The organism is Chryseobacterium lacus, from assembly GCF_003336205.1.
Taxonomy (GTDB): domain Bacteria; phylum Bacteroidota; class Bacteroidia; order Flavobacteriales; family Weeksellaceae; genus Chryseobacterium_A; species Chryseobacterium_A lacus.
The window spans coordinates 1-12,657 of record NZ_QPIE01000005.1 but is presented as its reverse complement, the minus strand read 5'-3'; the positions used below and the strand labels follow the sequence as shown (position 1 = coordinate 12,657).

The window sequence follows — 12,657 nt, the reverse complement described above, 5'->3', positions numbered from 1 at the left end:
TATAGAAACCTCCTTAAACCGAAAAATCTTGATGAAGGTAGGCATTTTACAAAATGGTTTGTTAGATACAGCAAAAACGTATTCATAGATTTACTATTTTTATTGATATTTTCTTGAGATCAACTGAATTGAATAACTTGGAAGCGTTAGCTGAAAACTTTTCATAATCGCTGGAAATAACTTCTAATGCATTTTTAACACTTTCTAGTTTCTGCGTATCTGCACAGATACCGGCATCGTTAGATTCAATCGTGTATTTAAGCCCAGGAATATCGTTTCCTAACATCGGCTTACTAAAAGCTGCGAACTCCCAAATCTTATTGGGTGCGCAAAATATATTATTAAGATCAATATAATTGTAAGAGACAACACCAATGTCTGCCATCTTTGTAATATGTAGATGATTCGGTGCATTGACATTCCCAATGTATAGAACCTGATCAGTTCCGCCCATTTCGATCAATTTATCAGCATAATTATAATCCGGTCCCATAAGAACGACACAATGATCTTCCTTTAGAATTTCTACCGCTTTTACCGCATTCTCAATATTACGATAGCTGGTAATGAGACCCTGGTAAAGAACAATTTTTCTGCCTTTAGCAAACTGGGTAATTTTCTCTTTGAGCTGAATAATATGTTCGCTCTCATCCGGAAGCTCAATGATGTACGGTTTGTTTGGTAAAACCACAGGCAATTCGGCCAAGTGATACCATGTTTTTAGAATGGCTGCACGGTTAAATTCCGGTACAACAACTTTAGCAGCCAATGGGAGAATTTTTTTTAAAAAAAATCTGGTGTAAGAACTTGCAGAATCGTAAAGTTCCAAAACAGAAATGATAAACTTATTCTTTTTCATATGGTTGCCATATAGTGCAATTGCTGTATCTAAAGTAGCATACCAGACTGTTGTATTATAATCAAGATTTTGAAAGGCAACTATTCGGAATTTCCTCCATTTATTAAGTTTATTCTCCTTATGAAGTTGAAAGTCAATAATTTCAAGTCTATCGTATCCATGATTCATTAAGAACACCTTTGTATCATTATGTACCTCTCCAACATATAATTTTACAGTATATCCAGCATTCACCAAAGCTAACGCTGAATTATAGACCGGAGGAATATATGTTATATTTCCTTTGCAGAAAATAGAAATTATTTTCATCTCTGTAATAAATTAATTTAAAAAATTTGTTGCATATAATTTACAATTCTCTTACACGCCTTCCCATCTCCATACGGATTTTGTAATTCCGCCATTTTAGCATACCTTTTTTTATTTTTAAGTAATTCAGTAACTTCATTTACGATCTTCTTTTTGTCCGTTCCTACTAAAATTACGGTACCTGCTTGTACTGCTTCTGGTCTTTCTGTAGTATCCCTTAACACTAAAACCGGCTTTCCTAAACTTGGTGCTTCTTCTTGCACTCCGCCTGAATCTGTTATTATTATATAGCATTCTTTCATCATCCAGACAAATGCAGGATAAGATAAAGGCAAAATTAAAAAGATATTTTTTATCTCTGATAGTATCTCATATACTGGTTTTCTCACATGCGGGTTTAAATGCACGGGATAAACAATTTGCACATCAGGAAACTCAAGAGCTATTTGTTTTAATGCTTCACAGATATTGATAAAACCTTCACCATGATTCTCCCTTCGATGACCTGTGACAAGAATTGTTTTTTTATCTGAGTTCAGTAAATTTTTAAGACTATTAATTTCCTTGCTGTTTAAGTTAGCAACCCTCTCTTTACTAATGAGTAATGCATCAATCACTGTATTTCCAGTAATAATAATGTCATCCTTAGAAATTCCTTCGTTCAATAGATTTTGTCTAGATATTTCTGTAGGAGCAAAATGATAATCTGCTATTCTACTAGTTATTTGTCTATTAATTTCTTCTGGAAAAGGAGACAATTTATTATTTGTGCGTAGACCAGCTTCTATATGACAAACCTTGGAACCCGAATAGAAAGCTGCAATACTAGCTGCCATTGAGGTAGTGGTATCTCCATGAACATATACAAAATTAGGAACAAAATCCTCAAGTACTGTTTTTAACTGAGTGATAATATCAGCTGTTAAGCTATAAAGATTTTGATTAGGCCTCATAAGATTCAAATCATAATCAGGTTTTAAATCAAAAAAATCTAATACTTGATCAAGCATTTCTCTATGTTGTGCTGTTACACAAACTTTAGTTTGGAAATCAGGGTGATTATTAAATTCTTTAATAAGAGGAGCCATTTTAATAGCCTCAGGTCTTGTTCCAAAAATAATGAGATTTTTACGCATTTTTAATATATGAAATTAATTTACTTAAAGAAACACTTAATTTAAATTTTGCAAACTTTGATTCCTGTATATCATTGGAACAAAGATTATTTTTTGTTAATCGTTCTATAAACTTAGTCTGTACAGCTTCTATATCATGATTCCTCCTGAAATATTCATAACAGAGGGAGCCATGATTCTTGACCTGCCCGTAAATTATATCATTTATTACATCATCAAAAGAATGTTTGTAAATATTAGATGGATCATATTTCTCTCCTACAGAATAGCCCTGCAATTCATAAACATACTTAAATTTATTAGAGGTTGGAATTGGTGAATATGAAAAATCTACTGCAACAGTTGCTAAACTTAAACTGCTGCATTCTAATATGGAAGTTCCCATAGCAAAGACTAAATCTATATTTTCTATAAGATAATTATACAATGATGCACCAGTTAACGTTCCCAACAAAATAACATTTAACCTTTCTTCCTTTCTTGTTTTTTCAATAAGTTTTTTATCATCTCCGTCTCCGATGATATGCAAAGTAATATGAATTTCCGGATATTTAATTAAATATAAATTACAATGCTCAATAACATTCATTAAAGCATTGGTTTTTTCAGTACATAATCTTCCCAACCACCCAACATTAATTTTATTATTCTCAATTTGTTTGTATTTTTTTTTTAAGCTAGTTTCCGGCACAAAGATGGGAAGATATTCCTCAGTAGTATTTTTAAGATTAAAAAGATTACGTTGATAATCTCTATTAGGCAAATCCATAAAGTATAGGCCTCCTTTCCTAATCATTAAATCTAATTCTTCTCCAAATTCTGAATTTTTATACTTTCTGAGTGATCTTCTCTGAACAGCAATAATTCTACTTTCCAAAGCAGTGGGGTGTATAGACCAAAGAAAAATCCTGAAATTTCCTTTCAAATGAAAAATAACTTCAAATAAATAAGACAAAGGACAAACTAATACAGTATCCTTAAGATGAATTTTACTGATTTTCTTAAATATAATTACATGAATACGATTGTTTCTTTTTCTAATTTCATTGGCTATAAACCCATCTTTGAAATCAATATAATTTACATTCAAATGTTCAAATTTTGATAATGCTACTGCTAATCTATAAAATAACAATTCAGCTCCACCAACAACTTTGCTAGGATAAAAAAAAGTTACAGATTGTGAATTTTTATGGTCTTTCATATTGATAGGGTTTAAAAGTAATCTTTATATTGACGATAAAAGACATTTTATAAAATTTTTATACATCGATATTTTTTTCATTTTTCCTAAACTTAGATTGAATACTTTGAACTAAATTCATAGACTTATTCATTTCATAGAATGAAAATCCTCCACTTATGAAAATTAAAAAACTCCCTAATATATACATCCACAATCCTTGCAAGCAGTAATATACAAAAAAGCAAATAATTCCTAGTGGAAGCTGCATTAAAAAAATTATTGCCATTTTTTTATTATAGGAAAAATTGTACTTAAATTTAATAAAAAAATAAATCTGAAGGAAATAAAGCAAATAACCTATTAAAAAACTTAATCCTAAACCTCTCAATCCATCCCAATAATAACCCGCACAATTGAACATAAGAAGATACAAATTTGCCACTAATTCATTCCAAAAAAAAGCCTTAGAATCACCTTTAGCTAAAATCAGAAACGCCATAGACCAACTGAGTGCTTTAAAATAGATTCCTAATATAGCATAATGCACCATTTCGGTGATGGGCAAAAACTGATTTGAATATAAGAGGATAATAGCCCAATTGATAAAAATCAGAAACACACAGATAAGGGGCGACAATATTAAAAAAGCCGTTTCACTTTGTTGGTTTATGAGTTCATTATATTTTTCCATTTCCATATTCACAGCCGAGAGTCTTGGAAAATAATCTGTACTCATAGCGGTAAATACCATACCTACATATACTGTTATTATAGAAAATCCTGCGTTATACAGTCCCGCTTCAGAAAGGTTGCCGTACCGAACTATAAATACGCGAACAAGATAAGATGATGCTACAACAATAATCCCACTTAAACTGAGCATAAATCCCAATTTTAACATCGGCTTGCCTAACCGGATAGCTTTTCTGTAAGGCAGCCAATAGGTGCTGATGTTCACTTTTTTTACATAGAAAAACTGTACAGAGAAAATAACACCAGAGGTTAGCAGCAAAGCCGGAACAATTCCTTTGATAGAGAAAAAATAATAAAAAGGTAAAGTAATCAGCAAGCCGAGTGCAGATGAGTAAATGCTTGCCTTTGCCATCAATTGTATTCGTCGTAAACCTTGGAGGATAGCAGTTTGTGCAGCTGCAAGCTGAGAAACTAATAAGGTAATGGAAAGAACTCTGAATGCCCACGTAAACTCCTCATTTCCGAAAGTTATTTGGCTGAGCCAGGGTGACAACACTAAAGTAACCAACATTCCAAGTATACCTGTACCCAAGGCCAGCATTCGGAAAACTGAGAGTATTTCTTTTACTTTATCTTGATCTCCAGAAGCGTGTTGTGCTGAAATATCACGTACTGCACTGGTTCCTAATCCAAAATTAGTCGCGGCTCCTATAAGTGCGACAGTAGTTTGTAGTAATCCCAAAATTCCTATTCCTGTAGGCCCTAATAATACTGCTACAACTTTAGAACGGATAATCTGAATAAGTATATTAAATACCTGAACACCTCCAAATATAGAGGTGGCCTTCATAATTTGACGGTATGAAGATTGGTTTTCTGACACTTAGTAGTTGTTTAATGCACTAATGACGGCACTCACCTCATCCTCACTCATCACCGGACTTATCGGCAAACTCAATACTTCGTCATGAATTTTTTCTGTAATGGGAAATGATAAATCATTCCATTCTTTATAGGCTTCTTGTTTGTGCGGTGGAATTGGATAATGAATCAAGGTTTGTACCCCATTTTCGGTTAAATAATTCTGTAGCTTTTCACGGTTTTCTGTTCTGATGATGAAGATATGCCAAACGTGTTCTGCAGTGTCGCAAGGATTTTCTGGTAAAATAACATTTGGATTTTTTATTTCTGCAATATAACGTGCTGCAATTTCTTTTCGGCGGTTGTTTTCTGCATCAATATAATTCAATTTCACATCTAAAACGGCCGCTTGGATTTCATCTAAACGGGAATTCAAACCTTGGTAAATGTTCACGTATTTTTGGTTGGAACCATAATTGGCAAGAGCTCTGATATTTTTTGCCAATGTTTCATCGTTGGTGGTTACGCCACCTGCATCACCTAATGCGCCGAGATTTTTCCCGGGATAAAAACTAAAACCAGCGGCATCTCCTAAATTTCCGGTTTTAATTCCCTTCCATGCTGCTCCAATGGCTTGTGCGTTGTCTTCGATTATTTTCAGCTGATGCTTTTCAGCAATTTCTTTTAATCTTTCCGAAAAAACAACTCTTCCGTATAGATGAACAATTAAAATTCCTTTGGTTTTAGACGTGATTTTTTCTTCTATGTTTGTAACATCAATGTTGTAATCATAAAGGGAAGGCTCCACGAGAACGGGAACTAATCCATTATCAGAAATCGCTAAAATAGAAGCGATATAAGTATTGGCCGGAACGATGATTTCATCACCTTTCTGCATTACTCCCATTTCAATATAAGCCCTTAAAATAAGACGCAGCGCATCCAGCCCGTTGGCCACACCAATGGCGTGTTTAGCTCCGATATAGGAAGCAAGATGTTCTTCAAAAGTTTTTACTTCGTTTCCCAAAAGATACCATCCTGAGCGGAAAGTATTTAAAAGCCTTTCTTCAATTTCTGCTTGATGAGAAAGGTTTATTTTTTGCAGGTCAAGGAATTTAATCATTTCTTTATATTTCTAATTTTTTTTGCAGGATTTCCAACCCATAATTCATTTGGCGGAACATTTTTGGTCACCACACTTCCTGCACCAATTAAGGCATTTTCGCCAATGGTAGTCCCGCCCAAAATGGTTGCATTTGCGCCAATACTTGCTCCTGTCTTAATGATGGTTTGTTGAAATTCTTCCGGATATTGCTTGGAACGCGGATAACGATCGTTGGTAAAAGTTACGTTTGGGCCAATAAAAACTTTGTCTTCGATTCGAATTCCATCCCAGATCTGAACTCCGGGTTTTATCGTAACATTATTTCCAATGATTACATCGTTTTCAATGAAAACCTGACAATTGATATTGCAATTATTACCAATGACTGCGTCTTTCAAAATAACGCAGAACTGCCACACGTAAGTATCAACTCCTATATTTGCAGTCTGTACATCAGACAAGGGATGAATTTTACTCATTGATATAATTTTTAAAATCTTGGTAATCCCTAATATAGTCCGCTTCATTATAACAATGAGATGCTAAAACCAAACAAATTGCTCCCGAAGAAAAATTAACTTCTGAAGCCCAAACTCCAGGCGGTATATGCAAACCTAAATTGGGTCGATTCAAAAAAACTTGTCTTTTGTACGTTCCATCGTCCAATTCAACTTCAAAGCTTCCACTAGCTGCAATAAGAAATTGGTGACATTCTTTGTGCGCATGCGCTCCTCTGCTTTCGCCCCCTGCAATATCATATAAGTAAAAAACCCGCTTTACATCAAAGGGAAATAGCGAATTATTTTCAATAACCGTAAGATTTCCTTCGGGAAAACTGATTTTCCCCAAATCTATTACCGAACATTCAAAAACCGATTTTTGATCCATTTCTCAAGTTTTTAAATTCTTTAAAATCCCGTATATAATCATTTGCATCATACCCTCTGTCTGAAACAATCAGTGCTAACGAATTGGTAGAAAAATTCTCTAATCGTCTCCAATACATTTTGGGGACATACAGGCCGTAATTAGACCTGTTTAAAGAAAATCGCTCTTCTTTTTCCCCATCATGAAGCACCACATCAAAACTACCGGACAAGGCCACAATAAATTCTTGTTGCTCTTTAAACGCATGGCTTCCGCGGGTTTCTCCACCCGGGACGTCATAGATCCAATAGGTTCTGGCAATTTCAAAAGGAAGTTGCTTCGGGTTTTCAAAAAACGAGAGATTTCCTCTTTTGTCAATGATTTTCGGTAGCTGAATTATTTTTGGTTCCATAATTACAATCTTGCAGTCGGTTCATCTAACACTCCTTTCACATCATAAACCACAGCATTCTTTTTCTTCAGAGGTTCTAAATCCATACTTTTAAATTCATCATGAGCTACGCCTAATACGATCGCATCAAATTTATATTCGCTACTATTTAAATCTTTTGTATGCTGTATAGAGTCTAAACAATACTGACTGTTCACCGTTTCCGGATTAGCCCAAGGGTCAAACAATGTTACCTTCGCACTGTAACTTTCAAATGCTTTCGCAACATCAACAATTTTTGTATTGCTCACATCCGAACAATTTTCTTTGAAGGTAACACCTAATATAAGGATTTCAGCACCATTTATTCTGATATCACTTTTAATCATCAGTTTTATCACCTGAGAGGCAACAAATCCTCCCATGGAATCATTGACCCTTCGGGCAGTCAGGATCAGTTCAGAATAGTATCCGATTTCCTGCGCCTTCTGTGCGAGGTAAAAGGGATCTATTCCGATACAATGTCCGCCCACCAAGCCTGGTTTGAACGGCAAGAAATTCCATTTGGTGCCGGCGGCTTTGAGCACCTCGTGGGTATCAATATCCATCAGAGAGAAGATTTTGGCCAGTTCGTTTACAAAAGCGATGTTAATGTCTCTTTGCGCGTTTTCTATGACTTTGGAGGCCTCCGCTACTTTAATACTTGGCGCTAAATGGGTTCCGGCTGTGATGACTGATTTGTATAAATCATCCACAATCTCTCCGATTTCGGGTGTGGAACCGGAAGTCACTTTGAGAATTTTTTCTACGGTCTTTTCTTTATCACCTGGATTAATGCGTTCCGGCGAATACCCACAGAAGAAATCTTCATTAAATTTTAAACCAGAAACTCTTTCCAGGACCGGCACGCACTCTTCTTCCGTAACGCCAGGATAGACGGTTGATTCATAAATCACGATGTCTCCTTTTTTCAGCACCTTGCCTACGGTTTCGCTGGCTTTGTAGAGCGGCGTTAAATCGGGCCGGTTGTTCTTGTCAACGGGAGTAGGCACCGTTACAATGTAAATATTGGCACTTTTGATATCGTCTGTATCAGCGGAACAATACAATCCTTTTGAAGGGTTAACTGATGAATCGCTTACCTGTTGAGATGGGGATTGTTCTGTAAAAGGGTTTTCACTGACAAGAACGGCTTTCAGGATGTCATCTTCCACTTCCAAAGTCGAATCGGTGCCGGAGTTCAGTTCGGCAATCCTCTCTTGATGAATATCAAAGCCGACCACCGGAAATTTGGTGGCCATGAGCCTTGCTAAAGGAAGCCCCACGTAGCCTAAGCCAATGATTGCAATTTGATGGGTCATTGTTTTTTTGTTTAGTTGTTTAATCGATTAATCGTTTAATCGTTTAATCCATTAACCCGTTAGGGTTTAGGGTTTAGCGTTTCATTTTTGTTTTCAGGGTTTGAGTGTTGTTATAAAGCGAATTTGCTGATTTGCGAATTTGCTGATAAAGGTTCATTAATCGTTACTCGCTTAGGGTTTATTCATTTTGCAAATTAGCTTTTTTGCTTATCGGCAAATTAGCTTATTAGCTCATTTACTCTTCAATTCTTCCCAAACTTATTGTATAAGCTGTTCAGCATATTGGATATTTCTTCTAAATCTGCTCTCAGCCTGACATATACTTCTTCGCCTATCCATTCCAGATCATGGGCAATAACGAGTAAACTGATTACTTCCATTGCTGACCCAAACGCAAGGGCTATAAATCTTGCTTTATCTTTTTCAGTGGGTCTCGAGATCCCTTCCGCAATGTTGGCGACAATACTTATTGAGGCTCTTCGTATTTGAGATGTCATTCCGAATTTCTCTTCGGAGGGAAAGCTTGCGGTCATCCGATACATTTCAGTGGTCAGTTTTCTTGACTTTTGCCACACCTCCAGTTTTTCAAAATAAAATAGTTTCATGGTTTAGTTATTTGTTAATTAATCTGCGAATTTGCAAATTTGCTTATTAGCTTTTTCGCTTTTTCGCTTATCAGCAAATTCGCTCATCATATTTTCATCCGTGACAGCCACGATTTCTTGTTGGTGCGGGATTCGGTGTAGTAGCCGTAGCCGTATTTGTTGCCGTAGCTGAGGTGCATGTCCTGAACGTCGTTGAGGACGATGCCCATTTTGCCTTTGGCCTTGTCGTGCATCAATTGATCGGCGAACTCCAGCATTTCTTTATCGGTGTGTTCGGCGCGCATCACGAAGAGGAGGAGATCGGCATATTCCATGAGGCTGTAGCTGTCGCTCACCATCATCACCGGTGCGGTATCGATGACGATATAATCGTACTGGGTTTTCAGTTCCTCGAGCATGGTGCCGAATTTCGGGCTGTCTAACAGTTCGGTCGGGTTCGGCGGAATGGTGCCACTGTGGAGGATGTCCAGTTTTTCAGAGAATGGCGACACGGCGATCACCTGCTGCACAGTCATGGACGCATCTGCCAGGAAATCGGACAACCCGATGCGGGTCACTTCCATGAAACGCTTCAGCTGCGGATTCCGGATATCGGCCCCAATGAGGAGTACTTTGCGGTTCTGTGCCAGCGTGAGCGCAGTATTGACACTGATCGTGGTTTTCCCTTCCCCTTTCACCGAGGAGGTGACGAGGATGACGGGCGCCTGGCCCTGAGGCACTTTTTTCAGCATGAACTTCATGTTGGTGAACATGATCCGGAAAGCTTCGGCAAAAGAAGAGAAATCGTTGTATTTGATGAGCGCATCGCTGTCCTTCCCGGCATTGGGAATTTCCCCGAGGATGACGGCATCAGGAATCGCCTGGCGGATCTGCTTGCGGTTATGCACATAGGTATCCAGTGCAAAACGGGTGTAGAGTATCGCTCCGGGTATCAATAACCCCAGCAATAACGCCGCAAGATAGACGATATTCTTTTTCGGGGCTACAGGCGCACCCTGAGTATAGGCCGGATTCACCACTTTGGCTTTCGGCGCCGTGACAGCCATCGCCAGCGAGGTTTCCTCTCTTTTCTGAAGGAGGTAGAGAAAGAGGGCTTCCTTCAGGTTCTGCTGTCTTTCAATGTTTCTGAACATTCTTTCCTGCTGGGGAAAGCGGCTGAGATCGCCCGAAGATTTGCTGATCTGCCCCTGGATCTGGCCAATGGCCTGTTGGAGGCCGGCTTTGGATTTTCTGAGGTTGTCGCGGATGAGATCTCTCATAGAAGCGATGTCCTTGTTGAACTGCTGAATGGAAGGGTTGGCACCGGTGGCCTGCTTGGCCGTCCGGTTGCGGGTGATGACCAACTGGTTGTATTCATTGATGATGGGATCCAATCCTGAAGGCATGCCTACATTGGTGGGCAGCAACTGTTCTCCTGATGAAGAATTGGCGGCCTGCAAAACGGCATCCACCATGGCCAGCTGGGTGCTGAGATCCATCATTTTTTTGGTATTCTCGCTGGCGTTCTGCAGGCTGAGCTGTGCCTGCGTCTGAAGGTCAGCAATGCGGTTGGCCTCTTTAAAGTTTTCCTTCTGGGATTCGATGCCGCCCAGCTCCTGAGTGATGAGATCCAGCCTTTCGTCGACGAACTGCGCTGTGGCAACGGCTTCTGCATTCCGGTCGCGGATGCCTTCGGCATTGTATTGCGCCATGATTTCATTGAGGATATCTTCTGAACGGACCTGATCTGCGCCAACCCTGGAAAGTTCGAGGATGCTGGATTTCTTTTGTGGAATGACTACGCTAATGGAAGCCTCTACGCGGTCTGCGACGATGCGGGGATTGGTGACGACCATTTTCACCGGTTCGTTGAATGCAGTACCCGAAATGCGGTGCAGGATAAAAGATCCGAACTCGTCTTTTACCGGCGTACCGTAATACCCTGAGATTTCTTTTTTGCCGTCGCTGAGTTTAAAAGCATTGCCCTTCAACGGAGTGAGCGTGTATTCTTTGGAACCGAAGTTTCGAGGGTTTTTCAATTCCAGTAACGAACCTTTCACTGGGGCTCCCACATACCAGTCCACTTCCCGAATGTTACCCTCCTTTACCAGTTTGACCTCCAGATTCAGTTTTTTGACGACGTTCAGCATGAGCGGCTTGCTCTGGATGATGGAAATTTCATTATCCACCTCATTGGTTCCGAAGCCTGAAGGCAGTGCCATGGCCTGCATATCGGAAAGACCGGTGAAATCTCCTTTTTTTCCTCCTGTGGTCGTCTGAACATAAAGGGATGATTTGGATAGATACTGGGGAGTAGAATACCTCAGGTAAATATAAGCGATCGTAAGCGCCACAAGAACGGTGCCCAGAAACCAGGGCCAGTAGCGCAGGTAGCGCTGAATCTGTCTTTTGAGGTCGCCTGCGTTTTTTTCCTGTGCCGGGATTGCATCTAAATATTCCATGGAGTTTTTATCGGGTCAGGGTGATGATTAAAGTTGCGACACTGATGGCGATGCCTCCGATCTGGAAATACAGGTTCCGGTTGGGATCCACATTGGCAGACCGTTTTTTAATTTCATCGGGCTGCACATAAAGGACATCGTTCTGTCTTAGATAATAGTAGGGAGAAGACACCAGGTTTTTATCGGTGAAATCAAGAACATGGGTCTGCTCTACCCCGTCTTCATTACGGATGAGGGTGACTTTGGTTCTTTCTGCGAAATCGGTCATGTCGCCTGCCAGACCTATGGCCTGAAAGAGGGTTACTTTTTCGGTGGGGCTGGTATATTGTCCCGGCTGCTTCACCTCACCCAATACGGTCACGTTAAAATTCAGCTGACGGATGGTAACGAGGGGATCGGTCAGGTATTGCAGCAACCGTTTTTCGAGGTCGGCCCGAAGCTGTTCCTTGGTCATGCCTTTCACGAAAATGGTTCCAATCACGGGAAACACAATATTTCCGTCCCGGTCCACCAAATACCCCTGCGGGGCAGTTTGCGCTGCCTGGTTGTTGATGGCGTTGCCGGAGCTGGTGGCCATGTTCATGGAGTGTAAGTTGAAGGGGCGGACGGCATATTCGTCATAAGCGGTAACTTTGATATCGAGGAGGTCGCCTTCCTGAAGGCGGGAACCCTGATACACAGCCTGTTGTACCTGTTGCTCGTACTGCTGGCGCTGGTGCTCTAGATACACCATGTTTTCCTTAGGCTTGCATGAAAACAGGAGTAAAGCCGATGAAAAGGCTATAACAAAGAGTGAGATGTAGTGTTTCATAGTTAATTTGTGCAAATATAGAGAATTTATTT

The 12,657-nt window shown here is 39.4% G+C and carries 12 protein-coding genes; all 12 read right to left on the bottom strand.

Annotated elements, in window-relative coordinates; genetic code table 11:
- Positions 1-82: 82 nt before the first annotated feature.
- The 12 genes from DQ356_RS07165 to DQ356_RS07110 all read right to left on the bottom strand — a co-directional run bounded on the left by DQ356_RS07165 (position 83) and on the right by DQ356_RS07110 (position 12,547).
- Positions 83-1,168, bottom strand: a complete 1,086-nt coding sequence (locus DQ356_RS07165; RefSeq protein ID WP_114303811.1) for a glycosyltransferase — start codon at positions 1,166-1,168, stop codon at positions 83-85.
- Positions 1,169-1,185: 17 nt separating this feature from the next.
- Entirely contained in the window at positions 1,186-2,304 is a 1,119-nt protein-coding gene (wecB, locus tag DQ356_RS07160) for a non-hydrolyzing UDP-N-acetylglucosamine 2-epimerase (protein WP_114303810.1), read from the bottom strand.
- The gene (locus DQ356_RS07155) at positions 2,297-3,508 is read right to left on the bottom strand and encodes a glycosyltransferase family protein (protein WP_114303809.1); all 1,212 of its coding nucleotides are present in this window, start codon (positions 3,506-3,508) and stop codon (positions 2,297-2,299) included. Before DQ356_RS07155 ends, wecB begins: the two co-directional genes overlap by 8 nt.
- A 58-nt stretch (positions 3,509-3,566) precedes the next feature.
- Positions 3,567-5,033: an O-antigen translocase gene (locus tag DQ356_RS07150; RefSeq protein ID WP_228420682.1), complete on the bottom strand. Its 1,467-nt coding sequence runs from the start codon at positions 5,031-5,033 to the stop codon at positions 3,567-3,569.
- A 33-nt stretch (positions 5,034-5,066) separates the two neighbouring features.
- On the bottom strand, positions 5,067-6,167 hold the full coding sequence (locus DQ356_RS07145) for a DegT/DnrJ/EryC1/StrS family aminotransferase (RefSeq protein WP_114303807.1): 1,101 nt from the start codon (positions 6,165-6,167) through the stop codon (positions 5,067-5,069).
- Positions 6,164-6,628: an acyltransferase gene (locus DQ356_RS07140; RefSeq protein WP_114303806.1), complete on the bottom strand. Its 465-nt coding sequence runs from the start codon at positions 6,626-6,628 to the stop codon at positions 6,164-6,166. Before DQ356_RS07140 ends, DQ356_RS07145 begins: the two co-directional genes overlap by 4 nt.
- Positions 6,621-7,037, bottom strand: coding sequence for a sugar 3,4-ketoisomerase (locus tag DQ356_RS07135; protein WP_114303805.1), 417 nt, complete (start codon positions 7,035-7,037; stop codon positions 6,621-6,623). The genes DQ356_RS07140 and DQ356_RS07135 overlap by 8 nt, the downstream gene beginning before the upstream one ends.
- Positions 7,015-7,428: a sugar 3,4-ketoisomerase gene (locus tag DQ356_RS07130; protein WP_166413075.1), complete on the bottom strand. Its 414-nt coding sequence runs from the start codon at positions 7,426-7,428 to the stop codon at positions 7,015-7,017. The genes DQ356_RS07135 and DQ356_RS07130 overlap by 23 nt, the downstream gene beginning before the upstream one ends.
- 2 nt (positions 7,429-7,430) lie before the next feature.
- A complete protein-coding gene (locus tag DQ356_RS07125; RefSeq protein ID WP_114303803.1) occupies positions 7,431-8,768 on the bottom strand; it encodes a nucleotide sugar dehydrogenase in 1,338 nt (445 codons plus the stop codon).
- 242 nt (positions 8,769-9,010) lie between these two features.
- Positions 9,011-9,373 (bottom strand): four helix bundle protein, encoded by a 363-nt coding sequence (locus DQ356_RS07120; protein WP_114303802.1) that lies wholly within the window; start codon positions 9,371-9,373, stop codon positions 9,011-9,013.
- 86 nt (positions 9,374-9,459) lie between these two features.
- Positions 9,460-11,814, bottom strand: a complete 2,355-nt coding sequence (locus DQ356_RS07115; protein WP_114303801.1) for a GumC family protein — start codon at positions 11,812-11,814, stop codon at positions 9,460-9,462.
- Between the two features lie 7 nt (positions 11,815-11,821).
- Positions 11,822-12,547: a polysaccharide biosynthesis/export family protein gene (locus DQ356_RS07110; protein WP_228420692.1), complete on the bottom strand. Its 726-nt coding sequence runs from the start codon at positions 12,545-12,547 to the stop codon at positions 11,822-11,824.
- Positions 12,548-12,657: the final 110 nt, after the last annotated feature.

Excerpts from the sequence above, each read along its gene's own strand:
- DQ356_RS07165 (WP_114303811.1), bottom strand. The coding sequence starts at position 1,168 with ATGAAAATAATTTCTATTTTCTGCAAAGGAAATATAACATATATTCCT.
- wecB (WP_114303810.1), bottom strand. The coding sequence starts at position 2,304 with ATGCGTAAAAATCTCATTATTTTTGGAACAAGACCTGAGGCTATTAAA.
- DQ356_RS07155 (WP_114303809.1), bottom strand. The coding sequence starts at position 3,508 with ATGAAAGACCATAAAAATTCACAATCTGTAACTTTTTTTTATCCTAGC.
- DQ356_RS07150 (WP_228420682.1), bottom strand. The coding sequence starts at position 5,033 with ATGAAGGCCACCTCTATATTTGGAGGTGTTCAGGTATTTAATATACTT.
- DQ356_RS07145 (WP_114303807.1), bottom strand. The coding sequence starts at position 6,167 with ATGATTAAATTCCTTGACCTGCAAAAAATAAACCTTTCTCATCAAGCA.
- DQ356_RS07140 (WP_114303806.1), bottom strand. The coding sequence starts at position 6,628 with ATGAGTAAAATTCATCCCTTGTCTGATGTACAGACTGCAAATATAGGA.
- DQ356_RS07135 (WP_114303805.1), bottom strand. The coding sequence starts at position 7,037 with ATGGATCAAAAATCGGTTTTTGAATGTTCGGTAATAGATTTGGGGAAA.
- DQ356_RS07130 (WP_166413075.1), bottom strand. The coding sequence starts at position 7,428 with ATGGAACCAAAAATAATTCAGCTACCGAAAATCATTGACAAAAGAGGA.
- DQ356_RS07125 (WP_114303803.1), bottom strand. The coding sequence starts at position 8,768 with ATGACCCATCAAATTGCAATCATTGGCTTAGGCTACGTGGGGCTTCCT.
- DQ356_RS07120 (WP_114303802.1), bottom strand. The coding sequence starts at position 9,373 with ATGAAACTATTTTATTTTGAAAAACTGGAGGTGTGGCAAAAGTCAAGA.
- DQ356_RS07115 (WP_114303801.1), bottom strand. The coding sequence starts at position 11,814 with ATGGAATATTTAGATGCAATCCCGGCACAGGAAAAAAACGCAGGCGAC.
- DQ356_RS07110 (WP_228420692.1), bottom strand. The coding sequence starts at position 12,547 with ATGGTGTATCTAGAGCACCAGCGCCAGCAGTACGAGCAACAGGTACAA.